General features: G+C 44.4%; 7 protein-coding genes. All 7 read right to left on the bottom strand.

Going from position 1 to position 18,778, the window contains the following annotated elements; translation table 11 throughout:
- From BB427_RS12595 to BB427_RS12565, 7 genes are read right to left on the bottom strand one after another with little or no spacing between them, the layout of a single operon-like run.
- Positions 1-4,068 (bottom strand): poly-gamma-glutamate synthase PgsB, encoded by a 4,068-nt coding sequence (locus BB427_RS12595; RefSeq protein ID WP_069020976.1) that lies wholly within the window; start codon positions 4,066-4,068, stop codon positions 1-3.
- Positions 4,058-8,281: a hypothetical protein gene (locus BB427_RS12590; RefSeq protein WP_069020975.1), complete on the bottom strand. Its 4,224-nt coding sequence runs from the start codon at positions 8,279-8,281 to the stop codon at positions 4,058-4,060. The genes BB427_RS12595 and BB427_RS12590 overlap by 11 nt, the downstream gene beginning before the upstream one ends.
- Entirely contained in the window at positions 8,260-9,012 is a 753-nt protein-coding gene (locus BB427_RS12585) for a hypothetical protein (protein ID WP_069020974.1), read from the bottom strand. Before BB427_RS12585 ends, BB427_RS12590 begins: the two co-directional genes overlap by 22 nt.
- Complete coding sequence (locus BB427_RS12580) at positions 8,999-11,251, bottom strand: hypothetical protein (RefSeq protein WP_069020973.1); 2,253 nt, start codon at positions 11,249-11,251, stop codon at positions 8,999-9,001. Before BB427_RS12580 ends, BB427_RS12585 begins: the two co-directional genes overlap by 14 nt.
- Positions 11,238-14,342, bottom strand: coding sequence for a poly-gamma-glutamate biosynthesis protein PgsC/CapC (locus tag BB427_RS12575; RefSeq protein ID WP_069020972.1), 3,105 nt, complete (start codon positions 14,340-14,342; stop codon positions 11,238-11,240). The genes BB427_RS12580 and BB427_RS12575 overlap by 14 nt, the downstream gene beginning before the upstream one ends.
- Positions 14,343-16,316 carry a hypothetical protein gene (locus BB427_RS12570; RefSeq protein WP_069020971.1) on the bottom strand — a complete coding sequence of 658 codons (1,974 nt, stop codon included), beginning with the start codon at positions 16,314-16,316 and terminating at the stop codon, positions 14,343-14,345.
- 14 nt (positions 16,317-16,330) lie between these two features.
- Positions 16,331-18,535: a CapA family protein gene (locus BB427_RS12565; RefSeq protein ID WP_254663627.1), complete on the bottom strand. Its 2,205-nt coding sequence runs from the start codon at positions 18,533-18,535 to the stop codon at positions 16,331-16,333.
- Between the last annotated feature and the right edge of the window lie 243 nt (positions 18,536-18,778).

The following is an 18,778-nucleotide window of genomic DNA, read 5'->3' as shown; positions in this document are numbered from 1 at the left end:
CTATTTTTTGCGGCGCTTACCACTTTGTAATTTCAACCATCCAGGTTTTTGCGAACGGTTTAATTCACTTAAAATAAGGGTTGCCTTTTCTATTGTGATCCTAAAGTCGGCGATATCTTTGTATACCTGAACTGCGATTTTCTTTCTTTTTACCGCCGCGCCGGCATCTAAAAATGACTCGACCAATTTATTCAAAAAGCGTGTTAGCGGCGAGCGAGCTCGGGTATTATCTTTACTTTCTAAGCGTTGCGTTTGTTGCTCTAGTTTGCGCTTTATTTGTGTTAATTCGGCTTGGCTAAATTCGCTTTGGGCATTGGGCAACATTTTGAACAAGTCGAGCTTGTCAGCTAAGTATTGGCATTCAATCGCGCTGAGCTCCTCTTGCTGTAAAATTCTACTTAAGCCATTTCTAAATTCAGTTTGTGTCACGCTGCGGCGGCTCAGGCGCTCGCAATGCTGATTAAACAACTGCCACTTTTGCCACATGTAAACATAGCCCAGTCCCGCACCTTTGATATTTTGCATGCCGACGATAATTTGGTGTTCATTTGGCAGTGCTTGTTTGGCAATGATTTGGTTTAAGGGATCAGGCTTGATGTCGCTATCATGCACTAACGTACATTTGAGAGTGGCAAGTTGCTCTGCAAGCGCTGCTGTTTGCGAAAGCTTAGTGTTCAGATCTTCAACTTCCATAATCGTATAGGCAATTGTCCACGCTTCAAAACGTTTTAGAATTAGCTGATGTGTTTCATCTTCACTGTTAAGGTGTGATTGTAGTGAGTCGATACTTGAAAACGCAGACTCAGGTAGCTTGTCTGCCGTAGTATTTAATGATGCAATAAGCGCATCTCGCGATAATGTGAGCCTAAAACGCGTGAGTAAATCGCGCAGTGCGTTGTGGTCGTTATTGCTGAAAATACTGTGTAAGAGGTTTTCCAGTGCAACCATAAAGTACTTAAAGAAGCCATCGATATTGGTGCCGATCACCACAATGGCATCAAAATGCAGATCACTGGCTAGAATGTTCGCAAATACTTGCGAGCGCGCTACACGGTCGTTACGATTATTAATTAGTGCAACAATTTTCCCCTGCTTTCCCTGTTCGACGATGTTTAAGCGTTTCCAATTTTCTATCGTTGCTAGGCGTTCGTTGGCAGACATGCTATTGATAAAGCTTTGACTGATTGCACCGATCTTTGCGGTCGTAAATTGCTGAAGCACGCCAACATCGGGAATAACCCTAGAAGCCGTTTCTTTGAACACATAGTCTTTATTGATGCCAATATATTGCGCCATTTTGCAGACTAAGGCGATGTTATCCGGATGCTCAACATAGGGGTATTTTGCGAGAATGTCAGGCGTTATTTGATACCCATCACCCCAATGAATTTGAATGAGCGACGTGTTTTTTTGCTCTGCCGCCAAGTTGAGTACGGAGGCCATATTCTGCTCGGCGGTGAACACTTGGGTGTTGTAGCCCAAAAAGGCAGACATTTCTTTTGCTACATCCAAACCTGTCGGGCCCAAAATATCTTCATGATCCGGGTAGGCATTAGTAATGGTAGCAAAATTGTCTTTCATCCAGCGCACTAGAATTTTTACATATCTCGGAGTCAGGCCCATACATTCCCACAGGAAAACGTCCGCTTTTACCTGCTTTGCAAAATGTAGCACATCAGCTTGCTCCCAAATACTCGCTTTGTCGAAAGGCCGAAATAGTGGGATCTCATATTGTTCACCAGAAATTTTTGAATAGATAAGCATCGCTTCACAGCCCGTGGTCTTGCTCACGACTCTCAGCGCCAAGCTGCTAAATAAAGCCGACTTCAGCCTCTCGGTTCCTGATTTTCCTCGTGTTCCCCAGCCGCCAATGGACACCGGAATGTGTTTGCGATTTTGTTTTATTCTTTTACTGACATAAATATGCCGAGTCCAAAAGTAGCTAATAAATGCCAGTACAAAGAAAACCAGCTGCGAAATACTATTTTGATAAATGGCATCGACGTATTCTTTAAAACTGCTCCAAATTGTGAGTAGCGCTGAGGTGGCACCAGAGCGAGTATAAAGTTGCTGAATGTCTTTCGCGACAGGAAAGGGCGTTTTTGCGATGTCGCCATAGGCACTAAAGCACAGCGAAAACCCCAGTGTGTTAAGTGCATCCAAATACTTACCTTGCTCAAGTTCGTTGCCTTTTCGTAAGCGGTCTAGCTCTGCAAACTGCCATGTTATGGTCCAGTACGCCTTAAGGCGTCGCCACAAAGTTGATGGCGGAGTAACGGCTAAAATACCATCCGGCGTATAGGTTTTGGCGTCTTCTTTACTGTGGTCATTAGTCAGTACACTTAGCAAAAAGTCGAGTAATGGTAGATGTGGTCGACTCGTTTGTTCGGCGATATTAAAGAGCAATTCCCCTGGCACTTTTGTTTCGCTAATTTCCGCGGTAGTGCAGCTAGGGACGTGGATCGATACGCTGGGCTTTTTCGCTTTGGTGTGGGAATAGCTTTGACGTTTATCGGTACTTGGTTGTCTTATTTCGTGTATTACTCGCCATAATCTTCTTGCTTGACGATAGCCTTGTTGGATACGCCAGCCAGCTTTTGTTTTTGAGGCATTAAGACTTTGACCGCGCTGTGCAATATAAGAAAGTGAGCGACCCAGTTCATCACGAGACCAAGTTGCCAGTGCGTCACTTTGTTCATTGGCTTCAAGAGAAGCATTGAGCTGCGCGATGATGGCTTGATGATAGAAGCTACCTAGCTGCTCTCTGGCTCTGGTGATATAACGGCAAACGGCGATGTTTGTTTCGTTCGATAAACAGTTATTTAAGGTATCAATAAACCGTTTGAAGCAGAGATCGGCTTGATTTGATTCAAGTTGCATATTCAGCATAATACGCGCGCTTTGCTCAAGCGCTAAGCGCTTGAGCTGCATACTAAAGTCGCCAGTTAGTACGCGTTGCCACAGTAAAAATGCAAAGTCCTGTTGGCAAAAGCGGTCTGCGGATAACTGTTTTATCAAGGTAAAAAGTACGGCATTCTCATTCTCTTGCTCAAACCGCTTGGCGATTAACTCTTGTGCAAACGATGTGGGATAAAACTCGACAAACTCTAGCGTAACCTGGCGCACCCTAGGTAAGGTGTGCTCGCTGAGTGCACAAAGCATGTTGAGATCTTTTTCTGTAAGCTTTGGCTGGCTGACAATAATTTTAGGAAAGATACTCAAAATATAAAGTACTTCGGCATCAACTTGCTGACTATTTTCAATGTCGTTCGCTTCTTCAAGCAAAGCCCACATGTAGGCACGAATAAAGGTGGGGCGTTGATGTATTAAGATCTCTAAAATATCGACGGTGGCCTGATAGGGCATATTGTCAGATTCAAGCAATTCAATAAGTTTGGCGATAAGCTCTGCGTCTAATTCTGAGTCAACCTCATAGTTGTTTAAGGTTGCGACCATATTCACCAGTGCGCGGATCAAGCCATGACGAATATGTTGATTTTGACTATGGGCGAGTAAATTTAAGCAAAATGGCTGTAAATCCAAGCGTTGCCAGGCATTTTCTAGGGTATCGTGGTGAGCACGTAAATATCGATTCGTTAGCGCCCCAAGTTTGGCGATTAAAAATTTAACCTGTTGCTCAATAGCGGCAACTTGATGTTGATATCGAGCAACGACAGCACCTTCGTCAAACCATCGTGAAAAAGCTTTTTTATCTTGTTCTAACGCGGCTTTAGTGGTGCCAAGTTCTTGAGCATATGCAATAATATGAAGCTCTTTTTCACTGGCAAATTCAGACTTAGCGATACGCTGTACAAATCCGGTGTGGGATACCTCAAGCAGCAAAATTTGCTCATGTAGAGTCTCAATTTTATGGCGTAAAAAGGCGATAGATTGAAGTACCAGCCAGTCGGTTTCATCCTCGTTTTCAGGGCGATTGTAAATGAGTTCCCATGCACACAATTCGTCGATCAACGCACTGTATTTATGTTGATACAAGTTCAGCCAAAACTTTTCAGTTTCGGCAAAAAATAGGGCTTCTAATTGACTCTTTAAGGCTTCAACGCTCATGTAAATCTTGCTCTAATAAATGACTTAGCTGTAACGATTCAAAAATAATTTCATCGTGAGCATAGGGGGCAAAAGCGGTTTGCTGTAAGTTGCCTAAACGTACTTGTAGCCCAACCTGATGGGTATTGTTAAACCAGTCTTGAGTCCAAGTTACACCTAACCAACCTGCGGTGTTATGACTAAAGTCAAAGCCCGTTTGCCAACCTAATTGAGTTAAGTATTGCCACGTTGGATTGGGGCGGTTCTGATCGGCAAATACATAGCTTGATGTTAATCCGGCATGGAAAATATGGCCTTGATAAAACTGATACCAATCAAATGAAAACAGTGCATTGTCGAGCGTTTGCCAATCTTGATTTGACGTCAGGGTAACGCCGGAGCTGAAGTAACTATCAACCCAAGGCTGATAGCGCAGCCCAGCATGCGCTTGCCAGCCGTGCTTGTGATTATTACGGTAAAAGGTGTACATATCAGGGCCAATTTGCTCGTCTGCAATAAATTCGTCCTTGCTGATACTGGTGTAAGTGTAAAAAGGCTGCCACCACCAAATGCTTCTAAAACCGCTGTTATAACGGTGAATTTGGCCAAATTTTGCCGAAATACTAGAGCTTAAATGGGTTTCACTGATTGCCGTTGCATCCTGCCAGCGATTACGCATTCTTGCTTCTGCAAACCAGTTCGACTGCTGCGAGAGCCAATCATATTGACCATTGATAGAGAAGGTGTCTTGGTGATGATTATCCATCGTGTAGAAAGTATCGATGCGGTACCAGTTATTTTCATCCTTCATTCTCAATGATAAACCTAAATCGAGTGTAGTACGGCTAGGGCTAGGCTCCGTTGTCTGTACAATGTCGTCGCTATCAATATTCAAAAAGCCTTCGACGCCAGTGCGACTCTCATCAGTTTCAATGCGAGCCTGCTGAAATACGGGTTCAGCACTTGTTGGTGTTAACTGTTGCTTGGTTTTTAAGAACATTGGCACTTCAGGTACTAGGTTAACGCGGTGCAATGTTGGGCTTAACGTCCAGATAGACATGCGTGCTAACGTTTGCTGCTGTTGGCCGGTTAGTGATACTTGTCCTGCTGGGTGAAAATAGGTGGCTTCACTTCTTATACCATCGGCAAAGGTTTCAATTTTAATCAGGCTATCTCGAGTTAATTTCGCCGTGATTGGGGTTGTTTCATCAGAGCGATAAAAAATCTGCCTCGTATCCAATGGGATATCATGCCATTGACCTTGGTCGAAGTATTGCGGACGTACACTCACACTTTGTCCCGATAGAGGGTTGAGCCAACGCAATTGCAGCAGTCCTTGTCGTGTCTCGATTTGTTTAATGCCGTAATAGAGCGGTTGCGTTGGCTGCAGCGAAATCACATCACCTTGATTTGGCCCCACCAGCTCTACATCAGCAGGCGGTGCTACAACTTGCTTGGCGGAAGAGTAAGCAAACTTTACTCTTACTTGAACTTGTTGATACTCAGAAAAATCAATAGTCAGTATTTCGTTTGCTCTGAGTGGCAGGCCTGACGGCGGATTTTCTGTGAGGTGTGCGGTGATCTGGTCACCAACGCTTTGCGCCGCAGGCGTATCAACTTTTACCTTTTGTGTGCCAACATAGCTAGTGTATTGTTCCGCAGCAAGCCATTGACCATAGCGCATCAGGCGGGCATATAAATCGGTTAAAACGGCATCACCCGATAAGCTTGGGTGCAGACGTTGAAGGACCCTGTTGTAGCTTTCATTAGACAGTGTTTGCTGGCTCAATTGATACAAGGCATTTATCGCAATTTCTCTGGCGCTGAGGTCATTTGCTATGCGCGCATCAGCGCGACTAACCAAGTCTGCAGACTTATCTACAAAAGCCGGAGTATCAGCGGTTTCTGGTTGTACCCGGATCTCTACAAACAACTCATTATTACTGAAAAGCGTGAGGCTTTCATCTGCCGCTAATTGAATATATTGCTGCGATGCAATAGATAATCGAGTCGTTTGTGGCTGCAATTGTAAGTTTGCTGCAATATCACTAAAGATGGGTAAAATTCGGGTTTTGGCGTTGTGTTCATACAGCAGCCATTGAGTATTTTTGTATTCTTGTCCTTGGTATGCTGCACGCGCACTTAGCTTGACCGTCAAAGGCGTTTTAGCAACCAGTTTGATGGGTTTTCCCGAACCTAGCGGGTACAGCTCAGTTTGATCATCCATTGACTCCACGACTTGTAAACCATAGTGATTAAGGCTGTATTGAGGCTGGGTTAGTTCGTCCGTTTGAATTGCCGCGACTTGTTCGGCCTGTTTTGGTGTTAATGCCATTTGCTGGCTTGTCCACAGCGCTTCTTGCTGAAGGCCGGAATCAAGCAGGTATGTCAACAGGATATCATTGCATTGATATTGCGTGATATCGCTTTCGTGAGCTGCGCATAATAGGCTAGCTTGGATATACTCATTCAGCGCTAAATATCTCGTGAGTAGTTCATTGGCGGCGTACTCTCTTAAAGATTGGGCAGTGCTTTTTAGCAGCGATTTTAGTAACACCTCGGCGTTTCCACTGCGTTCTAGCTGAGTCAAAATAGCAATATTAAGCTGCCAAGCCATTAACGTAACTTGCTCACTATGCCCACTCAAATACGGCTTCAGTTTTGCAAGTGCTATGAGTGGTTTGGTCTTTGCTACCATTTGTAGTTCCGCAAGCACTTTAGTGGCGGTAAACTGGTCGTGGCTGTCTGTCTTAACTCTTAGTTCCGGCGCACTCAGCCCACTCAGTGATAAATGGTAAGTGTCCGCTCGATTTTGTTTGCTTCTTGCAAGTAGACCTTGAACGAGTGGCCCTTGGCCTAGCGCCTCTTGCGTCATGGTCAAGAAGTCGGGAAATGGTTGTAAGCGGTTTACTGCTACAGCGATATCAAGCGCTTGCTTAGCCCCTTCAATCATCACAACTTTGGATGCTGGATTTATGTGTAGAGTAAGTCTTTGAAAATGACTGCTAGGCGCAACAAGCAGCGTATGTTGGCCATACTCGCTGGAGATGGTTAAGCGCTCTTGCGTTCTTGCTCGAACATACAAGGTAATTGCATTATCAACTCTCACTATATTCTCAAGATGATACTTCAGTGGTTGAGACGAGGTAATGTAATTGACTCGCTGAGCGCTTGAAGTGAGCAACACTTGCCCAGCGGCGCTGCGGCTGCCCAGTGTCACTCCACTTATCGCAATATGATGAGTGAGCGGTTGAGGGGAACTTGGCGTTAAAAAATACACCGTAGAGGCAATATCGTTAAGCATTTGCTTACGTTTGACCGCCAGCGCCGTGTCAGAAGCGTTAAAAGTAAGTGGAGAAGTATCACCATTTATGTAAAGGGCGCTAAGCTGCTCGTTCAGCTGTTTATTCCAATACGGATTAAATAGCGACTCTTGCTGCTTTATTCCCGCATTATCGTCGTAAATACCACGGTGCATTTGTAGTAAGTTAAGGTAGGTAGGCACCGATGTTGTGATTGTGAGATAACTACCTTGCGGGATGGCGATATAATCTTGGTTAGACAAGCCGACTTTAGGCTCAAGGTACTCATCCGCTTGGATATCTGATATTGCAATGGTGCTGATAACCTCACCGTTGACTTTAATTGTGACAGTACCGTTTTGCGCAATTGCGTGTAGATCTTTTCGAACCTCTAGTTTGAGCTTTTTGGCGTGTTCAAAGAATACGCTTGTCACTTGTGTAGGTTGTAGATAAAACCAGCGCTCTGTATCTTGCGCTAATTGCAGTGTTTGGTCGTCAAGCCCTGGCAGTCTGAGCGCTCTTCGATACGGATCTCTGTGGCTGTGCATGCTGCCTTGCCAAAGCGCGAGAGATTGAGTGTTATCACCGGTGTAAGCAACCTGAATTAAGCGATTTTGTGCTATTGCACTCAGTTGGCATCTGGATTGAATACATAACCAATCGGACGTTGGAATGGCACGTCGTAGCTTTGGAGTTTCCCCTGCAAAAAACTCGAATGTATCGAGGGCACTAGGTGTTGTGACTAACCATGCGTGACTTGGCAAAAACAGCCACGCTTTTTGCCGAGGTGCAAAGTGCTTGTTAGCATTGGCTTGGATAAATTGCATACGTGACAGATCAACCCATTGGGCAGCCGTTTGTATCCCTACCTCATTGGCTCGGGATATCGTTGCAAACAGCAGTAGTGTCATTATAAAAGTGATTGCACGCATTTAGTAAACTGCTCTAGTTGTTGATTGTTATTAATTAATTGCTTTCTTGTTTGATAGCTTAGCTCAATATGGATGAAGCTATATTCAGGAAGCGCAAGCTGATGCATGATATTTTGCGTCCCGCCAAGTTCTTGCACTTCTTGAGGGTAAATCAGCGCCCGATAACCTTGCTTAACAAGACAAGACTTCAACTTCCATAGTGCGTCGTCATTCGCTTTACCTTGGCTCAAAATTATTTCGCTTAGTTTACCGCCGTCGGTTTTTCGCTTCTTCTGACTAAACCCATGTATTTGGAACACTTTTGCTGTTGGGTGTAAAGATGTAAAAGCTACGATAGCTGACGCGTGAATATTGTGAGGTTGCTTGGCGTAATCATAGGTTTTACCGGTGTCGTTGTTATCGTATCTGTGTTTTGTATTGCTCAGTAACACTTGGCAACTGTGCTGGAAAATGTGCGCACCAATGGTCAGCGTATGTTTATCATGAAAGCGATGTGGAACAGACACCACGCAAGGCCGATGCTTTGGCGCATACGTGACTTCGCCGTGCGCTTCACTTTGAGGCTTTGGCGTCAATGTAAACTGCTCTGCTTGGTGCGTAAATTGCCAGCCATCGAGCGCTACGGGTTGTTTAAACCAGCGCGTCATTTTGCTGCTGTCTGGAATCGCAGCGTTAACATTCAATGACAGGCACAATGTAATGTAAAGTGCGCAGCGACTAAGGCGTTTCATCTTGCCACCAGTTTAATGTTGCATCAGGTTGTTCATGTTCCTCTAATACACTTATCCAAACATCATGTGAAAAGCTGAGCGTCATGGTTTTAGGCGATGTTAAGTCTTGAAATAGCGGCAAAGTAATACTTGGATACTCGTACAGCTCTGTGTGATTAGGGTTAAAAAACATCCTCGTTTGTGCAGGGTTTAGGTGTAAGGCAAAGTGTTTAGCTAAAATCGTGTATTCATCGCTTGGGGTGATTACCTTAGTGCTATCCAGAGCGGTTGCTACCGTGATTTCAGCTTGAGGTTCGGCACTAAACACTTTGACGACCAAAGCGTTAGGTTGCAAGTTATTCTCACTAACAGCAACGGTAAGTGGCGTTGTTTTTGCCACTTTGTACAGGCGGATCTTCCGCACGGTTCTTGGAAGCCCTTGATTGATGAAAAGTGCTTGGGTGTTCGCTAACTCCTCTATTTGTAAGCTGTTTAACGGAACTTCAAATAATGTAGGTTTGCGCTTTTGCTTCACAATCACACTGCTTGGGTAGCTTGTTGCTTTACCGAGCTTAAAGAGTGCAGATTTAGTTACCTGACGATATTCAAACTCCATTTGCGGTACTGAGTTATCAAAGTAAGCTTGCTCAATGGGCACCAACGCGATATCCGATACAGCTAAAAGCTGATCTAAGTCTTTGGAGCGGTATTGAGGCAGCAACTCAGGTACTTCAGGTGGCGCTTCAAATAAGCGCACCGATGCTATCTGCTTTTGAGTGTGAAAGAGGTAATGGTTGTCGGCCTTTTGGCTAAACCATGCGTCAATCCCCTGATAAATTGGGCTTTCAGGGTCGCACACTGGGTCACAGCGATGATTCAGATAATTAAATGTTGGGCTGCGGGCTTGCAGCTTCACCATCGCGTCTTCGGCTTCAATTTTGATTTGATTAACGTTATCTGGTATTGCCAAATAACGCTTCTCTGCGGTTGGTAAGGTTTGTCGCTCCGTGGTTTCAGTTATCAGTCTATCAAACAAAGCTTGCTCCGCCGTTGCGGTAAAAACATAGTCCTTGATCCGCTCATTGTTGCTATAGAGGCTCACAGAGAGAGTGCTGCCAATGGGCGCACGCCACTCTAAAGCGATATCGCTTTTAGGGGAGACTTGATAGTAAGCCGGCGTTTGCGCGTTGAGCATATAATAGTAACTATGCAACGGGACTATAGGGTCGACGCCATTGCTAAATACCCGAATGCTGGTGGGGGCGCTTGCGCTAACGGTAACAAGGCCAGCTGGTAAGTTGCTTAGTTTAGCTTGCGCAGCGGATAGCACCTCAGGCGTTAGTGGCTTTGGCGCATCGAGTTGGCGTAAATCGTGCCAAACAAAAGTGAGATTTGCATTCTCGGAATGGCTTAATAAATATTCCGTGTGTTCATAGACGCGAAAACTTGCGCTTAGCTGCTCAGAAATAAACAAACTATCTAAGTCTAGCTGGGTCGAGAAATCATGATTAAGCACATTGTAGGGCAGTGACTCGTATAACAAGTCAGCACGAAAGTCGATGTTAGGCACGCCCTGTGGCGCTAGCTTTTGCCAATCTAACATGACCGAATTGTATTTTTCTTCGTTGGTTAAGGCGTTTTCACCTATGGTGTGGTAATTCGTCATGCGTTCACGCCATTCGGTTGGCCTTTTCAGCCATGCTTTGGCGGGGTCGGTAATACTGTTACTGGTTTGGGCATGGACGCGTACCACCACGCCTTTAAGCTGAGCATTTTCTGGTATTAGCTTTAACATGATGGTTGCAGCCTGTTGTAACTCTTCACGATTTAAATAAAAGGATTGCCCAGACGCCACGGCCAACGCTTCACGGTTTTCAATGATCTGTTTTACCTGTTGCTGAAAGTCGTTCGAGGCAGCTTTAGCTGCATGATGATAAGTACCGCGATAAATAATCGCTCCTTTTGCATCAAGTAACTGATATTCAATAGCATAGTTGACAGGCTGATTATCCAACGGCTGCGATTCGAATATTCCATTAGACAACACCCGAACAGACATAGTCCGAGACGCAGAAAAAGAAAACTTCAGTGCACTGTCGGTTTTTAGCCAATGCACATTGGAGCGAATATTAAACAGGGTAGAGGTATTTGAAGGCTCCGCCGATTTTACCCACACAAATAAAGTGACGGCGAACCAAACAAAAAGTAGCAGCAGAGCCGTAAAAATAGCAAATCGTAATATCTGCTTAATCCAGTACATAACGCCCCTCATGAACCGCTTTTGCATAAGTGGCTAAATCAATAACGCGATTTCTTCTTGGTAAGTATAGCGCGAGCAGTGCGTTATCTCGGGTAAACATTAATCCCAGCTCACCATTTCTATGCGTGCTAAAGGCGCTTATTTTACACAGGCTTTCAAATTGACAAAGTGCTTGGAGCACAGGTAAATGTTGGGTGGTGGCATAGCGCCCTGTGGCCACTTTAAGTGCGTCAATAAATTGCGCACTGGCCTCATGCCAATCATTTGGAGAGAGGGCAAGCAAATCGATTACTTTGAGCCTAGGTGTGTGTGCAACGGCTAAAAGGCGTTGCAATAAAGCATCATTGGTAATGGCAAAGTGCGATTTAAAATCCGATGCCAACCACAGTGCCGCTAACTCACTTTTTGGTGCGAACAGCTGATATCCCGACTGTGGTGTGGTACCGAGCTCTAAGCCTCTTGTTGCTTGTTGTCCTAATACGGTTTGAGTATTAACACCAAGATCAGCTAGCACCCTTTGTAGTGTAGCAATGGTGTCATTATGAATAGGGTTAGGCGTTGTGAATTGATATGCAAGCGCTGAAGGTCTGATGCTTGCCGGCGCGCTATGACTGCGGATCTGTAAATTAAGTAAGGGGTTGTCATAAAAGTAGCGCTGTGCACTTTGATACACCACATTAAATAATGATCGCACGTTGTCGGCTGCCATTACATTTGCATCGATGCTGGTATACGGATGAGCACCAGCGATTGCCAGTAACTTTGCATGGGTGGCCGTAAACAACTGCCCAGAGAACTCCAAGGTGTTACTTTCAAAGAGTGGTCTAGGCACTGCAATGGTGAGGGATGGTTTAGCCAGCAAGGCAATAAAGTACACCCCTTGACCCAAATCATAGGCAGATTTGGTATCTAAAGGAGAAAGTGCAACGAATTGCCCTTGATTATTTTCAACTAAAGTTAATTGGTACTGTAATAGGTTTGCTACGCGATTTATCTGACTCAGCCTTACCCCAAGCGTTTCCGGCGTTGTCACTATCTCAAGGTTTTGGGTGATAGCAAATAACGGCCTTAACACTTCATATTCCCACAGTGCAGCACTGGTATCGCTCAGTGAGCTAAATGCACCGCTGCCTTTGGCGCTAATGTGACTGGAAAATGCTTCAATAAGTGCCTGTATGCTCTCATCGCTTGTGCTTATTTTATCCATGTCTTTGTCGATGCGTTGCAGGCCATATGCGCTTAGCAACGACGAATAGCTATCCGAGCTTAAATACGCCTCAATCATCTGGCCATGGAATTGGCTGTAAGGTAAAGGCGCATTTGCCGCGAGACCAAAGTGTGCATCGTTGATGTTAAATAAGGTAGCAAGTTCAGATTGTTGCACTGAGCTTGGCACACTGTTAAATATCCACATCTGTGCGTCTTCTTTTAAACTGTGTTGGTGCATCAATTGGCTTACTTGCCGATTAATTTCTCTGAGTTGGACGACCTCTGGAATATCCATCGCCATAAAAAAGTCACTATAGAACTCGCTTTGTTTACCGTTCTTATCGCCACTTTGGTTAGGTCGCGCATTGCCAAACGCCATTGCCTGGCTTTGCCAATAGGAAAACAATATCCCACCAGCCTCACTGGCAAGCCGCTCTGCAGTGGGGTAGGGGACGCTGATGATATGGGCTTTTTGAGCAGTTAAATTAATGATAAACAGACCGCGCTTGTGATCTTGTTGATTGTCTTTTATTACTAAAAATTGTGTTGTACGTTGCAAAGAAAAGTTGGCTTGTCGCAGTAAGGTGGCGGCCTCGACATAGTGTGACTCACTATCCTGCTTAAGCAACCTAATTGCTTGTTTAAAGTGGCTACGTTGCTGCTCGGTCACATATTGGCTGACATTAACGTTAGCCGCATTTTGAGTATACAGCTGGCTCTTGTAATTACTGATCACTTGACCGAGCGTTAAATCGCTGGCTGTTTCATTTATCGCTAATGTATTACTTTGTACGAATAGGCTTGGAATAACCATAATTGCAAAACCGATACAGATGGCGATAAAGCCACCAACAATTGAAGTTTGAAAAGTTGCACGGATCACAAGGCCTAGCGCATTTTTTTGGCAAATTTTAAGGGCGAGTAAGGTCGATAGCATGTAGCCAAAAGCAAAGGTATCGGTCACTTTTAAGGTTGGGAAGTAACCGACGACGACGTAGTTTAAAATCAGTTTGTAGACAAAGCCAATATTAAAAAACAGTAGCATGAGTCGCGCGCCTTCGATATTGGCGTGTTTTAAACGAGTAAAGTTTAAGACTACATATCCAAAGACCAAAATAATCGCTGTTTCTACGAATGATGTGAGCAGCTTAGTGGGTTGCATCAGTTGTAGTGCTAGCAGCGCTGGCAGCATAATGCCATTGAATTCCCAGCCGTACTTTAAATTAGCCCTTGATGCGATAAAAGCGGTGATCACCAAGATAATATAAGCTTTAGGGGCTGCAATAATGGAGGCCGCAACAGCTTCGTACATGACGGCAAGATTGGCAATGCTAAAGTTGGTAAACGTCATCAATCCAAAACGAATGATGATATAGGTAACAATCAACTGAATAGCGGTGACTTTTATGCCATATTTAAAGCCACCATTCCACATTACATTGGCGGTTAAGGCGATGATAATCAGCCCGAGGCTATACAGCTGTGCGGCGTAATCAAAAGTGATGTCCCATTGTGTTAAGTACGCGGCGACCAGCGGCCAAAACAGCACATCCATGGTAACTCGAACAATAATGCTTAACAAAACGATGGCAAAAAATCGGTCACGGCCAAACATTTCTGCATAGCCCAGTCGCTCAACAAGTGTTTTGGCAAAAAACCGCATTAAGCTATAAACAACAATGGCCTCAACAATGATCACCCAAGCCGATGTTGGGCTCACGATAAATAAAGGGACTAGGTAACCTGGAACCACTAAACCAGTTAACGGGAAGCCAAACCTTAGATTGAAAAATGCGACAACCGCGATGCCTATCCAAACACACGTGATAACGGACTGCCCAAGTCCGCCCGCGCTTGGGAATAGCGTCAGCGCCCATTCCATCTATTCGTCATCCCACTCTTCAGGCAAAAGTTGCTCATTAACCGCAAGCTGCTCTGACAAGTGTGTTAAAAAGGCTTCTTTATCATCTAGCTGAGATAACTGCTCGCCAAGGTCAATAAACTCAAATAACACCCCGCTGGTTTCAAATGGGGTACTAGTGTTAAGGCTGGTTGATTGTTTGAGTAAGGCGCGAATGCTTAATAAATAAGTTCGATTGTCTAAATATACGGGTAATACGATTTTGCCACGTTTTAAGGTTAAATAGCGCAGCTTTCCTTTAGCTTGTTCACTATCCATCTCGGTACAGCGACAAAGTAAGTCTAAGGCGGACATGTCGAAAATAGACAGCTTATGCTCTCTCGCAAAGCGTTCAAGAGATTCATTTACCTGCACAATTTGGCCAAATAAGTTATATAAAATACTGGCACTGTGAAGCTGGTTGAAGACATGCTCCAGTGAGGTGAGTTTTTGATCCATCTCATTAATTGCATTTTTGATTTTATGACTTAGTGGCTCTTTCAGAGAAAAGGTCAGCGCCCGAGTCAGTGTGCTTTTGAGGTTTTTTTGCTCAGCAGAAAACACTTTATAGTGGAATAATAATTCACCGATTTGATGTGCAAAGAGATTTACATTTTTAATAAATGCTTGCTCATCAAAGTTGTCTTGAGGAGTGACGGTTAGTGCCCAAAAACCCCGAACATCACCTGCGTACATCAAAGGTGCGATATACTGCTGCTCATCTTCCGCTAGATGTTGGAAGAAAGGGCGGGTAATTTTGATAGCACCGAACGCTTTGATTGCATCGGAATAAGGTACTCGCTCGTAATCTCGTCGCATCTCTAAGATATCACTGAGCTGACAGTGTATTGCGCGTATTTCAGTTACTCGGTGGTCACCCTCTAAGCGAGTGAGAAAGATACTTCTTCTCAGATTAAGCTGCTGATTAACTAGTTGGATGATTGCATCCCAAGGTTCATTATGCTCGAGAAAGTGCCGTGGTAGATATCGACCCATCATACGTTGTTGGATCAGGGCTATCAGAGATTTTAAGTTTTCTTCTTCTGACCATTTCAAAGAGATAAACACCCAAAGTAGCGTCAGCCATATTAAAGATAGCAGCTCACCAAGCGGCAATAACACGGAGTACCAATGATGCGCAGCAAGGCCGCTTATGATCAGTAATATGCTGGTGGATACCGCAATGATGACATTGGTCTTGGTCGCATTTCTTTGGTACCACACTAAGAAAAATATTGATGCTAGTACCATGAGTGCGACTATCGTCACTTTATTTAAAGGCTGAATAAAGCTGTCGGATGCAAAGCTATTGGCGATAAATGCCTGTAGGTAAACTGGCGGAAGTTCTTGCGCACCAAAATAAGCATTACTATTTAAGCGTGAAAACTTTGAATGCTGAGCAACTAAGATGACCTTTTCGCTGAGTTGTGCTGTGAATAGGTCACCATCAAGTACTCTCTGTGCACTGAATTTTGGTAGTGAATAATAAGGCAGCGAGTAGTCTATGATTTTGTTGAGGTATTCACCATGCTGCGGAAATATCTTATCCCACAGTATGTCACATGTGCTTGCTGGCGGTGCAAGGCTGATTGCGCTGCCATACCAATTTTCTGTTTCCAACAGACAAACCGATTGCGTATTGAATGGATAGTAAATCGAGCCGCCGTTTTGTTGTGGTGAAAGTTCGGTATTTGCAAAAAACACAACGGCTTTTGGTTCATAGTCAGAGAGTATTTTTGCCAACTGCTGATGTTGTTGCTGTAAGTTTTCTGCTTCAATCACGACTACTTGCGTTGCTTGCGTAGTGTTGAGCTTAGAAAACCATTGTAATCCAATTAGGTTTACCTGTTTATATAAGCCGGACGCTGAGGCGATCAACAAAATAGCGAATAAGCTCATAAATAGCCAAAACTCACGTTGGCGTTTTATAAAGTTTAATTGACTAAAAACCGACATGCCTTTTCACTCTCTTATTGCTGGCTAAAAGTGAGAGTCAGCTCAATCGTCTTCGCTACTTTTACTTTGATAAATTCTAGGCCATGGATTTGTGCGCTTTGCCACTGACCGTTTTGAAGCAGCACAGGGCGCTGCCACGAGATCATCGCAATATCATCTAAAAATAAGGCACTTTCACCACTACTTGGTGGCGCCATGGAGAGGCCAAACTGGACGCCACGAGCAGGCAATCCTTCATCGCCAAGCACAACGGAATCGTCAGGTAAGGTAATATCTTGTCTAAACGTTTGCCACTCATAACTACCTGCAGGCTTTAATTGGGGCGTTGACTCAGAAAAGATAAGGCTATCTTCTGATGTCAAGATACGAATATCAGCCTTAAACTCACCAGCGTTCTCTCCTTTGGCATAACCAAAGAGCGAGAGCTCATGGTAAGCCTGTGCCGTGCTCGGCGCCGGCGTAATAGGCATGGTACGAATTGTGTGTTTGAACGGCACACGCGTTGGTGTTTCGTTAAATTGCGTTCGTTGTAGACAAAGTCCTTGTACGCCACGATATTTGCCGACTAAACATGGCGCGATATCGTCGGCCTCAATTAACCAACGAGAGACTTCCCCTTTTTCGTTATCGCTGTCCCAGTCTTCAAAATCCCCAAAGAACAATAAGTCTCGACCAAGCACAATCTCTGCTTGAGCATCACTAGCCGTGAGTTTGCTAAGGAACTCAGCACTGCTTGAATATTGGCGTAAATCGACAATATGCTCACCGGCTTCTAAGGTAATAACTTGTTGCTCGGTTGCTTTTGCTTGAACCGGTTTATCAAAGGTGACTTCTGCAAACCCCGGGCGCAATGAGATACCAACTTCGGGTGAAGAAAATTCAGCGATACGTTTTAGTAGGGCATTGGCAAGATCGCCACTTACAAACTTAGGAACATAGTCTTCTAGATAAACGGGATAGGCTTTTAGTGCACTGATTTTAGGTGTGCCTGCAGTTTCTAACTCTACCACTGCTATCAGTCCCAAAAAGGTTTCAAGACGATTTTGCTCAAACACAAAGTTGCCTAGTCCAAGTATGCTTGGTACGCCATTGTATAAGCCAAACCCTTGCGCAACGTGAGGATGATGCGCAATCATCAAGTTAGCGCCATTTTTGGAAAGTAAATCAAAGCGGTTTGAAATATACGCCGTTGGTGCGTATGAATACTCATCACCGCCGTGAAGCTGAGCCACAACAAAGTGGCCGTTGTTACTGGCTTGCATCACCGTTTCTTTCATGCCATTGGTATCTGTTAGATCGGCAGCTCCCCCTTTAGCATCCGATGCCACATAAGTAACGGTATGTTGATCGCCTGTAATGGAAGTCGCAGACACAAAGTCTATGGTTGCTTCACCAAGGCTTAGGCTATAGGGCTTAAATGCCTCTGCCGCGCTTGTGCCCGCGCCACTGTGTTTAAGTCCCGCTTGCTCGACGTACTTCAAGGTTTCGTTCAGTCCAGATGCTTGATAGTCATAAACGTGGTTATTGCCAAGTGCGACATAGTCAATACCCAAATCATTGAGGGCAATTAATGACTCTGGCAGACTAAAAAATGCAAACTCTTTACTTGGATGGACCGTGGTTGGGTTTTTTAGGATTGGAGACTCCAAGTTAACCGAAGCAAAATCGATATGTTTAAATAAAGGATGCATAAACTGCACCAGCGCTTGGGCATCAGGTCCTGCGCTTTGGGGCTGGATAAGTCCGTCAGGGGTGCTGGGCAATGAATTCCCCATGGTAATGAGGTCAGGGTTGAAATAACGACGCCCAAACATGGTATCACCCGCGAAAAGTACGGTTTTTAGCGTGCTCGACTTAGCTTTTAGTTCAAGCGTGAGCTGCTGTTCATTGTTATTTTGATTCGCAAAGGTAAAAACCAAGGGTAAATAATCGGGGTGAGATATTTCTGCAACATAAGCGCCGTATGCTAGAGCCGACAGGTCAAATACACCATCGCTACTTGAGGTAAATGACAGATCATTTATCGTGAGGCTGGCATTGGCGATGGGCATCGCTTTTGTGTTTTGCAGCAACACGCTTAAGTTGGGCGTCTCGTTATCCCTATCTTGTTGGCTTTTATCTTCATCCTTATCTATTTGTGAAGGACCTGTTTCATTTGGGTCCTCTACTGAGCAGGCCGTGAGCGCAAATAGTAATACTAAATTTAAGATTTTTTTCATTGTGGCCAGCCTGCTTTCAAAAAAGATACATTATCCAATTCTTTAGTATTATATCTGTAACTCTTTATGCGTTGCAATCCTTTGAAATGGAATGTAAGTTTCCAAATCAAAAACTTAACAAGCGCTGAAAAATGTCTTAAAAAACAACTTTTTTCAGTTCTTCATTAGTATAGGACAAGAATTTGCGAGGATAGCTAAAATTCTGTTCAATATTCTTTACGTTTTTCTAGTCGGCCAGCTATT

Source organism: Pseudoalteromonas sp. BMB, assembly GCF_001709235.1.
Lineage (GTDB): Bacteria > Pseudomonadota > Gammaproteobacteria > Enterobacterales > Alteromonadaceae > Pseudoalteromonas > Pseudoalteromonas maricaloris.
This window is presented reverse-complemented; position numbering and strand designations above follow the sequence as displayed.